Origin of the sequence: Brachybacterium fresconis (genome assembly GCF_017876515.1) — a bacterium.
Classification (GTDB): Bacteria; Actinomycetota; Actinomycetes; order Actinomycetales; family Dermabacteraceae; genus Brachybacterium; species Brachybacterium fresconis.
Genome location: NZ_JAGIOC010000001.1, coordinates 2,767,552 through 2,786,574 on the forward strand (window position 1 = coordinate 2,767,552; position 19,023 = coordinate 2,786,574).

At 70.6% G+C, this 19,023-nt stretch carries 17 protein-coding genes and 1 tRNA gene; 4 read left to right on the top strand and 14 right to left on the bottom strand.

Translation table 11 applies throughout. The features are described 5' to 3' along the window. The first annotated feature begins 66 nt into the window (after positions 1-66). Complete coding sequence (locus JOF44_RS12505; protein WP_209891793.1) at positions 67-1,128, top strand: Gfo/Idh/MocA family protein; 1,062 nt, start codon at positions 67-69, stop codon at positions 1,126-1,128. Positions 1,129-1,196: 68 nt separating this feature from the next. Further along, complete coding sequence (locus JOF44_RS12510; protein ID WP_209891796.1) at positions 1,197-1,745, top strand: NYN domain-containing protein; 549 nt, start codon at positions 1,197-1,199, stop codon at positions 1,743-1,745. Between the two features lie 33 nt (positions 1,746-1,778). On the opposite strand, the gene JOF44_RS12515 is transcribed toward JOF44_RS12510, so the two are convergent. Next, the gene (locus tag JOF44_RS12515; RefSeq protein ID WP_209891799.1) at positions 1,779-2,723 is read right to left on the bottom strand and encodes an NADP-dependent oxidoreductase; all 945 of its coding nucleotides are present in this window, start codon (positions 2,721-2,723) and stop codon (positions 1,779-1,781) included. Between the two features lie 141 nt (positions 2,724-2,864). On the opposite strand from JOF44_RS12515, the gene JOF44_RS12520 reads away from it, so the two are divergent. Continuing rightward, complete coding sequence (locus tag JOF44_RS12520; protein ID WP_209891801.1) at positions 2,865-4,241, top strand: NAD-dependent succinate-semialdehyde dehydrogenase; 1,377 nt, start codon at positions 2,865-2,867, stop codon at positions 4,239-4,241. Between the two features lie 24 nt (positions 4,242-4,265). On the opposite strand, the gene JOF44_RS12525 is transcribed toward JOF44_RS12520, so the two are convergent. Next, a complete protein-coding gene (locus tag JOF44_RS12525; protein WP_209891804.1) occupies positions 4,266-5,090 on the bottom strand; it encodes an alpha/beta hydrolase in 825 nt (274 codons plus the stop codon). A gap of 91 nt (positions 5,091-5,181) precedes the next feature. On the opposite strand from JOF44_RS12525, the gene JOF44_RS12530 reads away from it, so the two are divergent. Next, a complete protein-coding gene (locus JOF44_RS12530; protein WP_209891807.1) occupies positions 5,182-6,213 on the top strand; it encodes an LCP family protein in 1,032 nt (343 codons plus the stop codon). 177 nt (positions 6,214-6,390) lie between these two features. On the opposite strand, the gene JOF44_RS12535 is transcribed toward JOF44_RS12530, so the two are convergent. The 12 genes from JOF44_RS12535 to JOF44_RS12590 all read right to left on the bottom strand — a co-directional run bounded on the left by JOF44_RS12535 (position 6,391) and on the right by JOF44_RS12590 (position 18,978). Beyond that, a tRNA-Leu gene (locus tag JOF44_RS12535) sits at positions 6,391-6,474 on the bottom strand. Positions 6,475-6,670: 196 nt separating this feature from the next. Next, a complete protein-coding gene (locus JOF44_RS12540) occupies positions 6,671-8,029 on the bottom strand; it encodes an amino acid permease (RefSeq protein WP_245349435.1) in 1,359 nt (452 codons plus the stop codon). Positions 8,030-8,417: 388 nt separating this feature from the next. Beyond that, positions 8,418-8,894, bottom strand: coding sequence for a 50S ribosomal protein L9 (gene rplI / locus JOF44_RS12545; RefSeq protein ID WP_209891813.1), 477 nt, complete (start codon positions 8,892-8,894; stop codon positions 8,418-8,420). Positions 8,895-8,911: 17 nt separating this feature from the next. Then, a complete protein-coding gene (gene rpsR, locus JOF44_RS12550) occupies positions 8,912-9,148 on the bottom strand; it encodes a 30S ribosomal protein S18 (protein WP_209891816.1) in 237 nt (78 codons plus the stop codon). 123 nt (positions 9,149-9,271) lie between these two features. Next, positions 9,272-9,820, bottom strand: a complete 549-nt coding sequence (locus tag JOF44_RS12555; RefSeq protein ID WP_209891819.1) for a single-stranded DNA-binding protein — start codon at positions 9,818-9,820, stop codon at positions 9,272-9,274. Between the two features lie 56 nt (positions 9,821-9,876). Further along, on the bottom strand, positions 9,877-10,167 hold the full coding sequence (gene rpsF / locus JOF44_RS12560) for a 30S ribosomal protein S6 (RefSeq protein ID WP_209891822.1): 291 nt from the start codon (positions 10,165-10,167) through the stop codon (positions 9,877-9,879). Positions 10,168-10,492: 325 nt separating this feature from the next. Further along, positions 10,493-11,293, bottom strand: coding sequence for an ABC transporter ATP-binding protein (locus JOF44_RS12565; protein WP_209891825.1), 801 nt, complete (start codon positions 11,291-11,293; stop codon positions 10,493-10,495). After that, positions 11,290-12,303: a FecCD family ABC transporter permease gene (locus JOF44_RS12570; RefSeq protein WP_209891828.1), complete on the bottom strand. Its 1,014-nt coding sequence runs from the start codon at positions 12,301-12,303 to the stop codon at positions 11,290-11,292. The genes JOF44_RS12565 and JOF44_RS12570 overlap by 4 nt, the downstream gene beginning before the upstream one ends. Beyond that, the gene (locus JOF44_RS12575) at positions 12,303-13,388 is read right to left on the bottom strand and encodes a FecCD family ABC transporter permease (protein ID WP_342591774.1); all 1,086 of its coding nucleotides are present in this window, start codon (positions 13,386-13,388) and stop codon (positions 12,303-12,305) included. Before JOF44_RS12575 ends, JOF44_RS12570 begins: the two co-directional genes overlap by 1 nt. Before the next feature lies 1 nt (position 13,389). Further along, positions 13,390-14,436: an iron-siderophore ABC transporter substrate-binding protein gene (locus JOF44_RS12580; protein ID WP_209891831.1), complete on the bottom strand. Its 1,047-nt coding sequence runs from the start codon at positions 14,434-14,436 to the stop codon at positions 13,390-13,392. Positions 14,437-14,578: 142 nt separating this feature from the next. Next, positions 14,579-17,368: a transglycosylase domain-containing protein gene (locus JOF44_RS12585; RefSeq protein WP_209891834.1), complete on the bottom strand. Its 2,790-nt coding sequence runs from the start codon at positions 17,366-17,368 to the stop codon at positions 14,579-14,581. Positions 17,369-17,562: 194 nt separating this feature from the next. Beyond that, a complete protein-coding gene (locus JOF44_RS12590) occupies positions 17,563-18,978 on the bottom strand; it encodes a CCA tRNA nucleotidyltransferase (protein WP_209895986.1) in 1,416 nt (471 codons plus the stop codon). Positions 18,979-19,023: the final 45 nt, after the last annotated feature.

Sequence of the window (19,023 nt, forward strand, 5' to 3'; positions counted from 1 at the left end):
CTCTCACCCCCCTCTCACCGCTCTTCACGACCCCATCCGCCTCCCGGCCAGAAGGAAGCACCGCACATGAGCACATTCCGAGTCGGCGTCATCGGCGCCGGAACCATCGCCCAGTCCCACCTGACCGCCTACGCCGAGAACACCGACGTCGAGCTGATCGCCGTCGCCGACATGAACCTCGAGCGCGCCCGGTCCGTGGCCGACACCTTCGGCGCGAAGCGCGCCTACGCGGACCCCCACGAGCTGCTGGCCGACGACGAGATCGACGGGGTGTCCATCTGCACCTGGAACAACTCCCACGCCACCTGGGCGATCGCCGCGATCGAGGCCGGCAAGCACGTGCTGGTCGAGAAGCCGATCGCCCGCACCCTGGACGAGGCGCTCCAGATCCAGCAGGCCGTCGAGCGCAGCGACCAGGTGGTGCAGGTCGGGTTCGTGCGCCGACACTCCCCCAACTGCCAGGTGCTGAAGTCCTTCATCGACGCGGACGAGCTCGGTGAGATCTACTACGCCAAGGCCAGCTGTCTGCGTCGCGTGGGGAACCCCGGCGGCTGGTTCGCGGACAAGGAGATCTCCGGCGGCGGCCCGCTGCTGGACATCGGCATCCACGTGCTGGATCTGTGCTGGTACCTCATGGGCTCCCCGAAGGTCGTCTCCGTCAGCGGCAACACGTACGAGAAGCTCGGCAACCGCGCGAACGTCACCACCATGCCGCGCTACAAGGCCGCCGACTACGATCCCGACCGCAACACCGTCGAGGATCTGGCCAACGCCGTGATCCGCTTCGAGAACGGGGCCTCGCTGCTGCTGGACTGCTCCTTCTCGCTGCATGCCACGAAGGATTCGATCGAGGTGGCGGTATACGGCGAGAAGGGAGGGGCGGAGCTCGAGCCGGCCCTGCACATCGCCACCGAGATGCACGACTCGGTGGTGAACATCGAGCCGCAGATCGCCTCGCGCACCTTCGAGTTCGGCACCGGGTTCGCGCACGAGATCCAGAACTTCGTCGACGCCGGCCTGGGCCGTGCGGAGTCGGTCGCCCCGGCCTGGCACGGCGTGGAGATCGTGCGGATCCTGGAGGCGATCTACGCCTCGGCCGAGTCCGGGCAGGAGGTCACGATCGCCTGAGCGGCGCATCCCTCCCGGGCCCGCGCTCGTCGGCGTGGATCGTGCCGGCGAGCGCGTAGGGTCGAGCCATGACAGCACGCACCACGTACCTCCTGGTCGACGGCGAGAACATCGACGCCACGCTCGGCATCTCCGTCCTCGGTCGCCGCCCCCAGCCGGAGGAGCGGCCCCGCTGGAACAAGCTGCTGCACCATGCGGAGGTCACGTGGGACCAGCCCGTCAAGGGCCTGTTCTTCCTCGCCGTCGGCGACAGCCTGCCCTCCGGGTTCGTGCAGGCGCTGATCGCCCTGGGCTACAAGACCATCCCGCTGCGCGGCGAGGGCAAGGTCGTCGACATCGCCATCCAGCGCACCGCCGAGGCGCTGGTCTCCCGCCCGGCCGACGTCATGCTGGTCAGCCACGACCGCGACTTCGTCCCGCAGATGCAGGAGCTGGCCTCGTCGGACGACCGCCGCACCGCCCTGGTCGGCTTCCGCGAGTTCATGGCCAGCGATCTGCAGGAGATCCCGGGGATCGAGTTCCACGACCTCGAGTACGACGTCGCCGCCTTCACCAGTCGTCTGCCGCGCGTGCGGATCATCGACATCGACGAGTTCGACCCGCTGGAGTTCATCTGAATCCGGCGTCGGATCACCCGCCGCCGCGGCGTCTCAGGCGGTGAGGTCCAGGACGATCCGTCCGCGGACTCCTCCTGCCTCGAGACGACGGTGCGCCTCGGCGGCCTCGACCGCGGGCAGCACATCGGCCACCCGCAGCGCGAGCACGCCCTGCTCGGCGAGGTCGCGCAGTCCGGCGAGCATCCCCCGCGCCTCGGCGACATCGCGCACCATGACCGGCTCGACCCTCAGCCCGCGCGCTCCGTCGCCCCGGTAGCCGCGGAAGGTGGCGACCGCGCCGCCGTCGGAGACGGCGGGCAGCACCTGCGCGGACTGGATGGAGGCATCGGCCAGGCCGTCGACCCCGTCGGGGGCGACCTCCCGGATGCGCTCGGCGACGTCCTCGCCGCGGCGCACGACGACGTCGGCCCCCCAGGAGCGGACCAGCTCCTCGTCCTTCTCGGCCGCGTCGGCGAGCACGCGCAGGCCGTCGTGGACCGCCAGCTGGACCAGGTAGCCGCCGAGGGTGCCCGCGGCCCCGGTGACGGCGAGGGTCTGCCCGGTCCCGAGCGCGAGCAGGTCGAGGGCGCGACGGGCAGTCAGCGCATTCATCGGAAGCGTCGCGGCCTCCGCATCCGAGGCCCCCGTCGGGGCACGGACCACCGATCCCACCGGCAGCACGATCTCCTCCCGATAGGCGCCGTGCGGGCCGGTGGGCATGACGATCCCGATCACGCGATCGCCGACGGCCAGGCCGTCGCCGCCGTCCGGTCCGAGCTCCGCGACGACCCCCGTGACATCCATCCCGGGAACGTCACCGGGCGCGTCCGCCTGCTCCGCGTCCGCCCGGGCCCCGCTGCGCACCAGGGTGTCCGTCGGACTCACCGCGGCGGCGCTCACCCGGATCCGCACGGTGCCGGGCTCGAGCTCCTCGACCGGGACGTCGATCTCGTGCAGGGTCTCAGGGCCTCCGTACCGTGTCACTCCGATAGCTCGCATGCACCCTGCCTAACACTGTTCCGCAGGCTCGGCAACGGGCATGGACCGCACGGTCGCCGTCGGCCCCCGGATCCGCCGACGGGACGACCGATCGGACGGTCCCCCTGTACAGATCCCGCCGGAGCGGACGAGGGTGGCCCCATGACTGGATTCACGACGACCAACCCGACCACGGGACGGACCGAGAAGGAGTTCGCCGGACTGGACGACAACGGCGTCCAGGACGTGCTGGCCCGGAGCTCTGCGGCCTACTCGAGCTGGCGCACGCTCGCGGCGCAGGAGCGCGCCGCGATCCTGGAGCGGGTCGCCGATGCCTATGACGAGCGCAGCCGGGAGCTCGGAGAGCTCATCGCGACCGAGATGGGCAAGCCGCTGCAGCAGGCGATCGGGGAGGCCGAGCTGGCCGGTTCGATCTATCGCTGGTATGCCGAGCACGGCCCGGATCTGCTGCGCGACGAGCAGCTGGATCCGCAGGGCGCCCAGGAATCATTGGTGCAGACCGAGCCGATCGGTCCGCTCATCGGCGTGATGCCGTGGAACTACCCCTATTACCAGGTGGCCCGCTTCGTGGCCCCGAACCTGATGGTCGGCAACACCATCCTGCTCAAGCACGCCGAGATCTGCGCGGCTTCCTCCGAGGTCATGGCACAGATCCTCCACACCGCCGGCGTCCCGGAGGACGCCTATATCAACCTCTTCGCCTCCCACGACCAGATCGCCGACATGATCGCCGATGAGCGGATCCGGGGTGTCTCGCTCACCGGCAGCGAGCGGGCCGGATCCGCCGTCGCCGCCAACGCCGGGAAGCATCTGAAGAAGTCGGTGCTCGAGCTCGGCGGGTCCGATCCGCTCATCGTCCTCGATGATGCCGATCTCGAGCGTGTCGCCCGGATCGTCGCCACGGCGCGACTCTCCAATGCCGGGCAGGCGTGCAACTCCCCCAAGCGGATGTTCGTCCCGCGCGAGAGCGTGGACGCCTTCGTCGCGACCGTCGTCGAGGTCTTCGAGGGCGCGACCGTCGGCGACCCGCTGGACGAGGACGTCGATGTCGGCCCGCTGTCGTCCGTCGGGGCTCGCGACGGCGTCGTCGAGCAGGTCGAGCGCGCCGCCCAGCAGGGAGCGAGGATCCACACCGGCGGCGACGCCCTCGAGGGCGACGGCGCCTTCATGCGACCGGCGGTGCTGACCGGAGTCACCCGGGAGATGGACGCCTACTCCGAGGAGATCTTCGGTCCGGTCGCGGTGATCCACGGCGTCGAGTCGGTCGACGAGGCGGTGGAGCTCGCCAACGACGTCCCCTACGGGCTCAGCGGCTCGGTGTGGGGCACCGATCTGGAGCGTGCCCGGGAGGTGGCCGACCGTCTGGACGTCGGGATGGCCTACGTCAACGAGCACGGCACGACGCTGCCGGGCCTGCCGTTCGGCGGCGTGAAGCGCTCCGGCTTCGGCCGTGAGCTCGGCCGCTGGGGCATGGGAGAGTTCGTCAACGTCCGCCTGCGCCGCACCGCCGTCGAATGAGCGACGGCGGTCGACCGGGCGGTGTCAGCCACGGCCCGCCAGCACGCCCTCGACGAAACGGATCACGTCGTCGACCACCTCGGCGCGGTTGGTCTCGTTGAGGATCTCGTGCCGGGCGCCGGGGTAGGTCTTCACCCGCGTGGCGCTGCCTTCGACGGCCCGCAGACCGACCCGGCTCGCACCGGGCGGGACCAGATGGTCGTCCTCGCCGTGCAGGTACAGCAGCGGATGATCGCCGACCGTGCCGGCCGCGGTGATCATGGCCAGGCAGCGCTGGATGGCCTCCAGGGTGGGGCGTTTGAAATCGCCGTGCCAGACCAGCTCGTCCTCGGCGTAGGTGGCGCCGACGGCCGGATCGCGGGAGAGGGTCTCGGGGTCGATCGGGGTGGAGGGGATCTCCTCGAGCGCGAGCAGCTCGTCGACGATCGCCCAGGAGCCCAGCACCGGCCCGGAGAGCACCGTCGCGACCGATCGATCGGGGTGGATCTGCGTGTACCGCGCGGCGATCATCCCACCCAGGGAATGTCCGAGCAGCACGATCGGGACGTCCGGATGCTGCTCGCGGGCGTATCGGACCACGACGTCGAGATCCGCCACGACCGGCTCGAAGTCCTCGATCAGCACACGCGCTCCGTCACTGCGGCCATGGCCGACGTGATCAGCGGCGTAGACGGCGGCACCGGCGTCGTTCAATCGGCCGGCCACCCAGGCGTAGCGGCCGACGTGCTCGCCGTAGCCGTGGGCGAGCACGGCGATCCAGCGGGGATCGGGCAGGGTCCAGGCGCGCCCGACGAGGGCACCGCCGTGGCCGGCGAAGGTGACGTCGTCGGACGGGGTGAGGGTGCTCATAGACCCATGATGCCTTCCCGGCCCTCCGTGCACACTGATCCCCCGTCCCGTATGGTCGGCAACTTCCTTCCTCGACTCCCGCGAGAGGCCCATGGACGACACCACCCCGTCGAACCCCGATCTGGACAACGGCTCGCGCCGTACTCGTCGGCCGCGCCGACGGAAGGCACTGATCGCGCTGTTCGTGATCGGCTGCCTCGTCGCCGTCGGAGGCCTCCTCACCGACCGCTACCTGGGCTCGCTCCAGGAGGCGTACGAGAAGCGCAGCGTGGTCAGCCTCGACCGCGGCGCATCGGACGGGGAGCGCCCCGCGGAGGCGGCGGGCGACGGGCAGAACATCCTGCTCCTGGGCTCGGACCAGCGCGCCACCGCGGAGGCCGCCGCGCAGGAGGTCAGCGGGCAGCGGTCCGACACGATGATGCTCGTGCACCTGCCCGCCGACGGCTCGGAGGCCTACGTGACGTCCTTCCCCCGCGACCTCTACGTCGAGATCCCCGGCCACGGACAGGACCGCATCAACGCGGCGCTGTCCTACGGCGGCCTGCCCCTCGCGGTGAACACGGTCGAGGACTACACGGACACACCGATCGACCACGTCGCACTGATCGACTTCGAGGGCATCACGGGGCTGGTCGACACCCTGGGCGGCGTCGACGTGCACGTGCCCGAATCCTTCGAGCGGGACGGCATGCAGTTCACCGAGGGCACCCAGCATCTGGACGGCGAGGAGGCGCTCGTCTTCGCCCGGGAGCGCAAGCAGCTCGACACGGGCGACTTCGCGCGCAACCAGAACCAGCAGCAGCTGCTCAAGGCGATCGCCGGCGAGCTGCTGAGCGGAGACACGCTCTCCAGCCCCGGGAAGATGCGCGACACGATTGCAGCCCTCTCCCCGTACCTCACGACGGACGAGGGCCTGGACTCGAGGACGATCGTGCAGCTGGGCGTGGAGAACCGGAACCTGCGCAGCTCCACCCTGCACTTCCTGGAGGCGCCGCACGGGGACCCGTACACCACCGCCGGCGGCGCGAGCGTCGTCGCCTCCGACGAGGAAGGCATGGAGGAGCTGCGCACCGCACTGGAGGAGGACACGATGGACGAGTACGCCGCCGAGCACGCGGACTGAGACCGGTCTCGGGACCCGGACCAGCCGCGGGACCGAGACCAGCTGCGGGACAGGGCTGCCGTCGGCGGGACCTCGGCGCTCCCCGTCAGGATCCGCGGGCCGTCCCGCTCGGACGCGAACACCCCCGTGATGCGAAAAACCCCGGTTCACCTGGGTGAACCAGGGAATTCCCTGCGGTGCGCGAGGGGGGACTTGAACCCCCACGCCCTCTCGAGCACACGGACCTGAACCGTGCGCGTCTACCAATTCCGCCACTCGCGCATTCCTTCGACACCGGGTCACAGAGGCGCCGAGGCCGAAGGTTCCTTTAGGTTACCCCCGATGAACCCTCAGCCAAAACCGGCTCGCTCGAGCGTAATCAACGCCACGTTCCGAGACGTCGTGCGGGTCAGCGCATGATCCCCAGCCGGATCAGAGCACGATCCCGATCCCGGTCGGCGCACGATCCCCAGCCGGGTCAGCGCATGCTCTCGGCCTCCTCGAAGGCATCCTCGATATCAGACGGGTCGATGCGCCGACGGGCGACTGCGACGTACAGCACCGTCGCGATCAGCACGGCCGGGACCCCCACCAGGGCGGCGATCTGCATGCTGGGTCGCACGGTCACGGTCGCAAAGACCGCCAGCAGCCCCACGAGGCCCGCTCCTGCGGCGAGGATCCCGCCGGGCATCCGGAAGGTCGCGCCCGTGATCCCGCTGCGGCGGAATCGGATGTAGGTGATCAGGATCAGCGCCCACACCATGATCACGGCGAACACCACGAGGCTCATCATGTAGCCGAACACGCCGCCCACGCCGCTGAAGGCGAGCAGCGCCGCGCCCACCAGCCCGATCGAGCTCAGGGCGATGCCGACCACCGGCACCCGGCGGGCCGTGGTCACGGCCGCGAAGCGCGGGGCGAGCCCGTCGGCGGCCAGGGAATGGATCATGCGGCTGCCGGCGTAGAGGTTCGCGTTGGCGGCCGACAACGCCGCGATCAGCACCAGCACGTTCGTGATGTCCGCGGCCCCGGGGATCCCGATCCGGTCGAAGACCATGACGAACGGGGAGGTGGCCACCTCCTCCCCGGTCCCGGCGGCCTGACGCCACGGCACCAGGCACAGGACGATGCCGATGCAGAAGACGTAGAAGAACGCCAGGCGCACGATGGTGGTGCGGGCGGCGGTGCGGATGGACCGGGCGGGGTCCTTCGCCTCGGCGGCGGTGATGGACAGCAGCTCGATGCCGCCGAAGGAGAACATCACGACCGACAGCGCGATCCACACCGGGGCCCAGCCCATCGGGGCGAAGCCCCCGTCGGCGGTCAGTTCGACGAATCCGGAGGCCGGGGCGCTCGGCAGCCCGAAGATCACCAGCACGGCGCCGATCACGATGAAGACGAACACCGCGATGACCTTGATCGAGGACAGCACGAACTCCACCGCGCCGAAGGACCCGACGCTGGAGAGGTTGATCGCGAGGATCACCGCGGCGAACAGGATGATCCCTGCCCACAGCGGGATCGCAGGCACCCAGTAGGCGAGGTAGGCGGCGCAGGCCACGAGCTCGGCGCCGGTCACGCAGACGGTGACGATCCAGTACAGCCACCGCGAGAGGTAGCCCCAGAACGGGGAGAGGTAACGGGCGGCGAGGGTGCCGAAGCCGCCACGCACGGGATGGCGCGAGGCCATCTCCCCCATCGCCAACGCCACGGAGGCGGCGATCAGGGAGCCCAGCGCGAAGGAGATGATCACGGCGGGGCCGGCGATACCGATCGCCTCGCCGGAGCCGAGGAAGAGCCCGGTGCCCAGCGCCGAGCCCATGGCGATCATCGCCATCTGCCCGTGGCCGAGGGACCGGGCGAGGGATCCGTCGTGCTGCCCGGTCGCGGCGTCAGGGCGCGCGGAGGCCGGGGAGGAGGTGTCGTTGCGTCGAGAGGTCACCGCACGAGGGTAGCCCGCGTGGCGCATCGCGGACGATGCCCGCCCGCGCGCCGGCTGACCACCAGTCCCGGGACCCGGCGGATGTCGGTGCTCATCGACGAGCACCACAGCGGACCGACGCGTCGAGATCGACGTCTCCACCAGATCGAGACCGACCTTCGGAACATCTTCCTCGAGTGAAAGTGTTCCGAAGGTCGGTCTCGATGGCAGGAGACGGCAGTACGTCGATCAGGCCTTGGTCAGCCGCCTGATCTCCTACCGCTCGGATCTCGCAGTACGTCGATCAGGCCTTGGCGGCGGGGGCGCCCTTGGCCGCGACGACCTGCAGGGCGAGGGTCGCGAAGACGTCCTCGTGCAGGCGCACGGTGGCCTTGTGCTCGCCGAGCGAGCGGATCGGCGTCGGGAACTCGACGGTGCGACGGTCGATGTCCTTGTCGAACATCGCCTTCACGCCCTCGGCGACCTCCTTGGAGGCCACGGCGCCGAAGAGGCGGCCGTTGTCCCCAGCGCGCTCGGAGAGCACGACGGGCTTGGACTCGAGGGTCGCCTTGAGGGCCTGGGCCTCGTCGAGGCTGGCGATCGCACGCTTGCCGCGGGCCGCGCGGATCTGGTCGAGCTGACGCTGACCGCCCTTGGTCCACGGGGTGGCGAGACCGCGGGGCAGCAGGAAGTTGCGCGCGAAGCCGTCGCGGACGTCGACGACGTCCCCGGCGGTACCGAGCCCCGTGACCTCGTGGGTGAGGATGAGCTTGCTGGTCATATGCTTCCCTTCCTCGCTCAGCGGCCGGAGGTCGAGTACGGCAGGAGAGCGATCTCGCGGGCGTTCTTCACGGCCTTCGCGATCTTGCGCTGCTCCTGGACGGTGACGCCGGTGACCCGACGGGCACGGATCTTGCCGCGGTCGGAGACGAATTTGCGCAGCAGCGCGGCGTCCTTGTAGTCGACGGTCTCGAGACCGGCGGCCTTCAGCGGGTTCAGCTTCTTCTTCGGGGGACGAAGTGAGGGCTTGGCCATCGTGGTGCTCCTTCTTTCTGAGGGGAGCCCGGGCATGCACCCGGGATGGAATGGATCTGGAACTGCAGCGATCGAGTCGGTCGGCCTCACGAGCTCAGGCTCGTGCGGCGTCCCCGGTCACGATCAGAAGGGAGGGTCGTCGTACCCGCCCTGGTTGCCGCCACCGGCCCACGGATCGGCGGCAGGGGCGCCCTGGGGCGCGTTGTTGTAACCGCCCTGACCGCCGTAACCACCCTGGCCACCGCCCTGCGGCGCACCCTGCGGGGCACCGCCGCCGAAGCCGCCCTGACCGCCGCGTCCGCCGCCGCGCTGGACCTTGTTGGCCTTCGCGGTCGCGTAGCGCAGCGAGGGGCCGATCTCGTCGACGTCGAGCTCGATGCTGGTGCGGTTGTTGCCCTCACGGTCGGTGAAGGAGCGCTGCTTCAGGCGGCCCTGTGCGACGACGCGGGCGCCCTTCTCCAGCGACTCGGCCACGTTCTCCGCGGCGTCGCGCCAGATGGAGCAGCGCAGGAACAGAGCCTCGCCGTCCTTCCACTCGTTCGCCTGACGGTCGAACATGCGCGGGGTGGACGCGATGGTGAACGACGCGACCGCGATGCCGGACTGCGTGAAACGCAGCTCGGGATCAGCGGTGAGGTTGCCGATCACCGTGATGACGGTGTCATTCGCCATGGGTGCTCCTTAGCTCCAGGGGCTTCAGGTGTGGTGCGGGGGTCAGTGACCGGAGGTCACCGGGCGTCGAGACGCATGACCTTGGTGCGCATGACGGACTCGTTGAGCCCGAGCTGGCGGTCCAGCTCCTGCGAGGTCTCGGCCTTCGCGGTGAAGGTGAAGACGATGTAGATGCCCTCGACCTTCTTGTCGATCTCGTAGGCGAACTTCCGCTTGCCCCAGATGTCGACGTTGTCGATGGAGCCACCCTCGTTGGGGATGACCTGCACGAGCTTCTCGAAGGTCTCGGTGATGGTCCGCTCGTCGACGGACGGGTCGAGGATCACGACCATTTCGTACTTACGCATGTTCTGGTACCCACCTCCTGTGGTCTCTACGGCCACGGTCTCTCCGTGGCAGGAGGGTTCATGCCATCCGCGCGGGCGTCGGCGACGCACGCCACGGACCGGCCAAGCCTACCTGTCACCTCCGTCGGGGACCAGGGGCGGGCGCGACGTGCGCCCGGGGTCACAACCGGCCCCGGGGCGGCGAGGACCTCGCGCGCCTCCCGCCGGGGCCTGACATCGATGTCAGGCTCTGATCTCAGGCGCTCGAATCATGGCCCCACGGTGATGGTCGTGGTCGTCACGGCACCGTCCGTCGTCCTCCCATCGATGTCAGGTACTTCCCTGGTCAGCGATCGCGACGGATCGGCACCACCATCGGCGAACCGCTCTGCGGGTCGGCCGCGATCTGCGCGCGCAGTCCGAACACCTCGGCCACCAGCTCCTGACAGAGCACCTCCTCGGGCGCGCCGGAGGCGACGATCCGGCCGGAGTCCATCACCACCAGGTGGTCGGCGTAGCGGGCGGCCTGGTTGAGGTCGTGCAGGACGGTGACGACGGTGCGCCCCTGCTCACGCATGTCCTGGCACAGATGCAGCACATCGATCTGGTGGGCGACGTCGAGGAAGGAGGTGGGCTCGTCCAGCAGCACGTACTCGGTGTCCTGGGCGAGGACCATCGCGACCCACACCCGCTGGCGCTGCCCTCCGGACAGACCCGCCACCGGGCGCTCGGCGATCTGCCCGACGCCGGTGGCGGCGAGGGCGGACGCGACCGCCTCGTCGTCCCCGGGCGACCACTGCCGCAGCGGCGAGTGGTACGGGTGGCGGCCCCGTCCCACCAGGGCCCGCACCGTGATGCCCTCGGGGACGACCGGGTCCTGCGGCAGCAGAGCGATGCGTCGGGCGACGGCCTTCGGCCACCAGCGGGCGAGCGGCCGCTCATCGAGCAGGGCCGCTCCGGCCCGCGGGCGCAGGGTGCGCGCGAGGGTCTTCAGCAGCGTGGACTTGCCGCAGCCGTTGGGGCCGATCACCGCGGTGAAGGCGCCGCGCGGGACCGTGAAGTCGAGGCCGGCCAGGACGGGCCTCTCGCCGTAGGCGACGGTCGCCGCGGCCAGACGCAGGGACGAGGCGGTATCGGGTGCGCTCATGCGTCGGACCTCTTCCATTCGGCGAGCAGGAGGTAGCCCAGATAGACGCCGCCCAGGCCGGCGGTGATGACGCCGACGGGGAGGTCCTTGACCGGGGCCACGTGCTGGACGGCGAGGTCGGCCAGCACCATGATCAGCGCCCCGACCAGCGCGGACAGCACGAGCTGCGGGCCGGGGGCGCCGGCCGAACGGCGGGCGATATGGGGGGCGGCCAGGGCCACGAAGGAGACGGGGCCGGCGACCGCGACCGCTGCCGCCGCCAGCAGCACGGACAGGCCGATCGCCGCGGTCCGGGTGCGCAGGGCGGAGCCGCCGAGAGCGTCGGCCAGCTCATCGCCCAGGTCCATCATCCGCAGGTCGTGGGAGACCAGCGCGATCCCGGGGATCAGCACCACCAGGGCGATGCCGATCAGCGCGGCCTGGTCGAGGCTGCGGGAGTTCAGGGTGCCCACCAGGTAGCCGGCGAGCTGGGAGGAGCGGTCCCGCAGGGCGACGGCCACGACGTACTGCGTCACGGCCAGCGCCATCGCGGAGACCCCGATGCCGGTGATGATCACGCGGGCCGGGGAGGCGAAGCCGAGGCCGGTGGAGACGTGGACGAGGCCGATGGCCGCGGCGGCTCCGAGCAGGGCGCCCACGGGGGCGGGCACCAGGCCCGGGGCCAGCAGGGTCGACAGAGCCACCCCGGCACCGGCGCCGGCCCCGATGCCGATCACATCGGGGCTGCCCAAGGGGTTGCGGGTGACGGTCTGGAACAGTGCTCCGGCCAGCCCGAGGGCGATGCCCGCGCCGATGCCGACCAGCAGACGGGGCCCGCGCAGGCGCTCCAGCACGAAGGTGACCTTCGTGCCGGCATCACCCCGCGCCGCGGAGACCAGCTCGCCGGGCCGGACCCCGAGCTCGCCCCAGGCCAGGGTGGCCACGGCCCCGGCGAGGATCGCCGCGATCACCGCAGCCCCGATGGCCAGCGGGCGGGACCTCAGCGCCCGGGAGATCAGCGCGCGATCCATCAGGTCGTCACCTTCCCGCGCCGTACGGACCACAGCAGGAACGGGGCGCCGAGGAACGCCGTGACCACCCCGACCATCAGCTCCTGGGGGCGGACGATCACCCGGGCGAGGACGTCGGAGCCCAGCAGCAGGGCGGCCCCCAGCAGCAGGCAGATCGGCAGCTGCCAGCGATGATCGCTGCCCACGAGACCGCGCGCCAGGTGAGGGACGGCGAGGCCGACGAAGGCGATCGGTCCGACGGCCGCGGTGGCGGCGGCCGCCAGCAGGGTCGCGGCCAGGATCGCACCGGTGCGCAGCAGTCCCACCGGCGTGCCGAGCGAGGTGGCGACGTCATCGCCCAGGGCCAGCAGGTTCAGGCCCGGCGCGACCCCGACCGCCAGCACCAGGCCGAGCACGAGCGCCGGAGCGACGGCGGCGAGGGTGGCATAGGAGGAGCCGGCCAGCGAGCCCACCACCCAGTGGCGGTAGGAGTCGAAGACGTCGGGGCGGGTCAGGATCATCGCCTGGATGTACGCATACAGCACGGCGGAGATCACGGCGCCGGCCAGGATCAGCGGCACGACGGAGTGGGAGCCCGCGGGCCGGCCCAGCAGATGGACCACCACCACGGCGAGCAGCGCCCCGGGCAGGGCGACCCAGACGGTCGCTCCGCCGCCGGAGAAGCCCCAGAAGGCGGTCGCGGTCACCACCGCGGCGGAGGCGCCGCTGGTCACGCCCAGCAGGCCCGGTTCGCCGAGCGGATTGCGGGTAACCCCCTGGATGAGGAGCCCGGACGCGGCCAGGGCGGCCCCGACGACGGCGCCGAGCACCGTACGGGGCTCCCGGGCGGCGACCACCTGTCGCAGATGCTCCTGCCCGCCCCCGCGCAGGGCGGTCCACACCTCCGACGGGCTCGCGGCTCGCGCCCCGAGTGCGAGGCTCGCTGTCGCGGCGATCCCGAGCAGCACGATGACCGCCATCAGCACCAGCCAGGGTGAGAGGCGTCGGGCCCCGTCCACCTCGAACGCGGCAGGCCCGGGCTCGACCGACGGCCCGGCCGACAGGTCGTCGGCCGGGGCATGCGGGGCGAACTCGGTCCTGCTCACCTCAGGCCGTGGGGACCTGCGCGATGGCCTCGTCGATCATGGGGAGGTAGCGCTCCAGGGCCCACGGAACCGTCAGCGGGGTGATGATCGAGGAGCCGGTGACGAAGGAGTGGTCCGTCGGCGCGACGACCGCGCCCGCCTCGATGGCCGGGATCGAGGCGTAGAGGTCCTGGGCCTCGATCTCCGTGCGGTTGGCCTCGTCGGAGTAGAAGGTGATGATGAGGTCCGAGTCGGCCAGCAGGTCCGCGTTCTCCAGACCGATCATGGCCGAATCGGTCCCGGGCACGTCCCACTCGCCCAGCTCCTGGGTGACGGGGTCGACGGTGAGGCCGAGCGCACGGACCATCGCCACCCGCTGCTCGTCCTCGTAGAAGACGCCGAGAGTGCCGGGACCGGAGTTGTAGATGAAGGAGAAGGTGTAGTCGGCGTACTCCGGCTGCGCGGCCTTCTCGAATCGCGCGTGGATCTCCTCGATCAGGCCGGCGGCGGGCTCGTCCTCGCCCAGGGCCTTCCCGATCGTGGTGATCTGCTCCTGCCAGGTGATCACCCAGGGCTGCTCGGCGTAGGCGACGGTGGGGGCGATGTCGGTGAGGATGTCGAACTGTTCCTGGGTCACGCCGGACCAGGGCGCGAGGATGACGTCGGGCGCGAGCGCGAGGACCGCCTCGACGTCGAGCTCGGTGCCGCCCGTGAACTGCTCGGGCAGGTCAGCACCGGCCTCGGTGACCGCCTCGTGGATCCACGGCAGGTAGCCGGTGTCGTCCGCGCCCCAGGCGTACTCCTCGATGCCGACGGGGATGATCCCCAGCGCGATGGCAGTCTCCGCCGATCCCTGGCCGAGGGTGACGATCCGCTGCGGCTTCTCCGTGATCTCGGCGCTGCCCAGCGCGTGCTCGATCGTCACCGGCGCGAAGCCTCCCGACCCGCCGCCGTCGGAGGCACCGGAGCCGTCGCCGTCACCCTCCGCGCTGCAGGCGGCGAGCGCGAGCGGTGCGACGAGGACACCACCGAGCCAGGCGCGGCGGGTCGGACGGGTGGGGACGGTCATGGCTCTCCTGCGGGTGAGGGACGGGCACGGCCGCCGGACCTGCCGGCGACTTAGGCAAGACTAACCTCACGAAATTCGGCAGGGAACACCCGAGGTTCCCGTCGTCGCCGTGATCCGGGTAACACAGCGGCCCCGGCGCGGATCAGGCGCTGCCGTCCTCCCGGGTCGTGGCCGGTTCCGCGGAGGGCAGGGCATCGGCCCGATCGGCGGGGTCGACCCCGGCGGGGTCCTCCGAAGCGTTCCCGTCGACGCCTCCCTCGGGCTCGTTCCCCTGCGTGGGTCGGCTCGCCTCCTGGTCGTCGCCCTCGTTCGCCGGCGACTCGCTCGGGGACTCCGACGGCTCCTCGCTGGGCTCGTCCGAGGGCTCCTCGCTGAGGGATTCCGAGGATTCCTCGCTGGGCTCCTCGCTCGGGGACTCCGACGGCTCCTCGCTGGGCTCCTCCGACGGTTCCTCGCTGGGCTCGTCCGAGGGCTCCTCACTGGGCTCGTCCGTGGGCTCCTCGTTGGGCTCCTCCTCCTGGGACGGCGGCGGGGGCGGCGGCGTGTAGCTGCGCTCGCGGGTCTCGTTGTCCAACTGGACCTGCGCCGGGAACTGCAGCATCTCCTGGCCCTCGAGGGAGGGCGACATGATGTCTCCCCAGATCTGCGTCGGGAAGGTGCCGCCGGTGATGTTCTCCTCGCCCCCGAAGGGCGTCAGCTGCTCCTCGGAGGTGCCGTCCTCCGACGGTTGGAACATTCCCACCGCCGTGACCAGCTGCGGGGTGAAGCCCACGAACCAGGCGGAGCGGAAGCTCTCGGAGGTTCCGGTCTTGCCGGCGATCTCCCGCCCGTTCATCACTCCTTGGAGGTCACGGGCGGAGCCCGTCGTCGGCGGACCCTGCAGGGCGACCGTCGCGTTGATCGCGACGTCCTCGTCGATGACCCGCCGCTCCTCGGATTGGAACTCGTACCGGGTCGATCCGTCGGGGCGGGTCACGTTCTTGACGATGTGCGAGCCGTGGTGCACGCCGCCTGCGGCGATGGTCGAGTAGACCTCGCCCATCTCCGTGACCGTGGGGGAGGCGGTGCCGAGCACGTTGGACACATCGGCATCCAGGCCCGGGGTCGTCTCCGGCAGCCCGAGCGCGATGGCGGTCTCCTCGGTGCGTTCCGGACCGATCTCGGTGTTGACCTCCGCATACGCGGTGTTGATCGAGCTGGCGGTCGCCTTCTCCAGCGTCACGCGCCCGTAGTCGGTGTCCGAGAAGTTCTTGACGGTCCAGCCGGGGAAGGTCTTCGGGGAGTTGCCGTCCCAGCGGGAGTCCAGCGGGTAGCCGTCCTCCAGGGCCGCGATCAGGGTGAAGGTCTTGAAGATCGACCCGGCCTGCATGCGGGACTGGGTGGCGTCGTTGCGCGGCTGGGTGACGAAGTCCTCCCCGCCGTACATCGCCTTGATGGCCCCTGTGGACGGATCGATCGTCACGGTGCCGACGTGGTTGCGCTCGGGCCGGTCCTCGGGCAGGTTCTCGACCGCCTGGACCGTGTTCTCCTGGATGGCCGGGTCGATCGTGGAGACGATCGTGAAGCCGCCGGTGTTGATCTCCTCCTCGGTGAAGCCCTGTTCGAGGAGCTCGCTGCGCACCTGGGCCAGGAGATACCCGTTGGTCCCCCCGAGCGAGTTCTCGCTCTGGGGCTCGATGGTCTCGGGGAACTGCATCGCGTCGGCCGTCTCGGGCGTCAGCTGGCCGACGTTGACCTGTCGCGAGATCACCCGGTCCCAGAGCTGGACGGACTTCTCCTTGTTGTTCGCCGGATCGTAGGCGGACGGGCCGGGGATGACGGCCACCAGCAGCGCGGCCTCCTCGTCGGTCAGCTCGGAGGCGTCCTTGCCGAAGTACGCCTGGGAGGCCTCCTGCACGCCGTAGGCACCCCGCCCGAAGTAGATGGTGTTGAGGTATCTCGAGAGGATCTCGTCCTTGCTGAGCTCCTGGTCGATCTTCAGCGCCATCACCGCCTCCTTCGCCTTGCCGACGTAGGAGGTGGTGGTGCCGGTGTAGTACCGCTCGACGTACTGCTGGGTGATGGTCGAGGCGCCCTGGCGGGAGCCTCCGGAGAGGTTGTTGACCAGGGCGCGGACGATGCCGCGCGGGGAGACTCCGCGGTTCTCGTAGAAGCTCTCGTCCTCGCTGGCGACCACCGCGTCCTTGATGTTCTGCGGGATCTCGTCCGAGGACAGCTCGGTGCGGTTGATCTCGCTGAACGTGCCCATCTCCGTCTCTCCGTCGGAGAAGTAGACGCGGCTGGTCTGGGCCAGGGCGAAATCGGAGGGCTCGGGCACCTCGGTGTCGTTGTACAGCCACACGGCGAAGCCGAGACCGCACAGGACCAGCAGCGCCATCGCGCCGACGATCAGTCGGAGGGAGGGGATCCAGCGCCACGGGTTCTTGGCCCCGGCGCGGGGGTAGTTCAGGAAGTTGGTCGCCGCCGCTTTCCTGCCCCTTCCTCCGGCCCCTGCGCGCCCGGCACCGCCCGCGGCGGCCGTCGTGGCTGCGGCGCTCTTCGCCCCCGGGCGTGCGTGGCGGGAATTGACGGAGGTGCGCCCGCCGGTGTCCGCGGACGAGGACGATGCCGCCGTCGAGGCGGCCGCCCCACCCGGGGCAGAGGTCCGGGAGGTGGACTTCGGGGAGCTGGACGCGCCGGATCCCTTCGCCGCAGAGCTCTTCGCGGAGGAACCCTTGGCAGAGGCACCCTTCGCGGCTCCCGCTGCTGCGGCACCCGACCCGGAGGTCCTGGCAGTGCGGCTGGTGCCCTTGGGCTCCGAGCCCTTGCCCGCCGGCTTGCCGGAGGACGCGCGGCGCACTCCGGCTGCACGGCGTGCGCCACCGCTCGCCGAGGACTTCGATCGCGAGGATCGGCCCGACGAGCCACGGGACGAGCGGCGGGAATCGCTCATGACTGCTCCTGGTCCTTCGAGGGGACGAACGGGGGTGCGTCGAGACGGCGCACGGCCTCCCAGTATGATCACGCCTCCCCCTGAGACGGAACGACCCCGCGTCGAACCACACAGGGTGTGCACGTCTCGTGCGGCCTCGCTCACACGGACCGAACGGACCGTCACACGAGATTCACATGCCGCCCCGCACTGCCTCAGCCCCGCTGACGGGCCTCCCACCAGGTGCGCAGCTCGGCGATGGCCCGGTCCTCACCGAGCGGACCGTGCTCCATGCGCAGCTCGAGCAGATGCTTGTACGCCTCGCCCACCTCACGGCCCGGGGAGATCTCCAGGACCTCCATGATCCGGTTCCCGTCGAGGTCAGGACGGATCCGGTCGATCTCCTCCTGCTCGGCGAGCTCGTCGATCCGGGCCTCGAGCTCGTCATAGGCCCGCGCCAGAGCCTTCGACTTGCGCCGATTGCGGGTGGTGACGTCGGCCCGGGTGAGCCGGTGCAGGTGCTGGAGGAGGTCGCCGGCATCGGTGACATAGCGCCGCACCGCCGAATCGGTCCAGGGAGCGTCGGCGTACCCGTGGAAGCGCAGGTGCAGCTCGACCAGACGCGCCACCTTCTTGGTGGTGTCCTTGTCGAAGGTCAGCGCCTTCATCCGCTTCGTCGTCATCTTCGCGCCGACGGTCTCGTGGAAGCGGAAGGTGACCACGCCGCCCGGTTCGAAGCGTCGGGTGGCGGGCTTGCCGATGTCGTGGAACAGCGCGGCGAGCCGCAGCACCAGGTCCGGAGCCTCGCAGGGTCCGCCGGAGCCTGCCGGGCTCTCGAGGTCGATGGCCTGGTCCAGCACCGTCAGGGTGTGCTGATAGACGTCCTTGTGGTGGTGGTGCTCGTCGATCTCCAGGCTCAGCGCCGGCAGCTCCGGGAGCACGTGCGCGGCCAGACCCAGCTCGACCAGGAGCTCGAGGCCGCCGCGGGGGTGGGCACCGAGCATGAGCTTGACGAGCTCCTCGCGCACCCGCTCGGCGGAGACGATGGTGATGCGCTCGGCGAGGGCCTCGATCGCATCAGCCGTGGAGTCCTCGATGCGCAGGCCCAGCTGGGAGACGAAGCGCACAGCACGCATCATGCGCAGCGGGTCGTCGGTGAAGGACTGCTCGGGGCCGACGGGGGTGCGCAGCACCGTCCGGGCGAGATCGGCCAGCCCGTCGAAGGGGTCGACCAGCTCGAGCGAGGGGATCCGCACCGCCATCGCGTTGACGGTGAAATCGCGACGCGAGAGGTCTCCCTCGAGCGTCTCGCCGTAGGCGACCTGCGGCTTGCGGCTGGTGGAGTCGTAGGACTCGGTGCGATAGGTGGTGATCTCGACCTTCACGCCGTCACGGACCCCGCCCAGGGTGCCGAACTCGCGGCCCATGTCCCAGATCGCCCCGTCGTGCGTCCACTGCCGCAGGATCGTCTCGGTCTCCTCCGGGCGCGCGGAGGTGGTGAAGTCGAGGTCCGCGCTGGAGCGACCCAGCACAGCATCGCGGACGGGCCCGCCCACCAGGGCGAGCTCGTAGCCGGCGGCCTCGAACCGGCGGCCCAGGTCGTGGATCTCCTCGGGCAGCGCCCGGAACATGGAGGCGGCCCGGATGCGGGCCCTGGCGAGCCGGTCGGCGGTGCC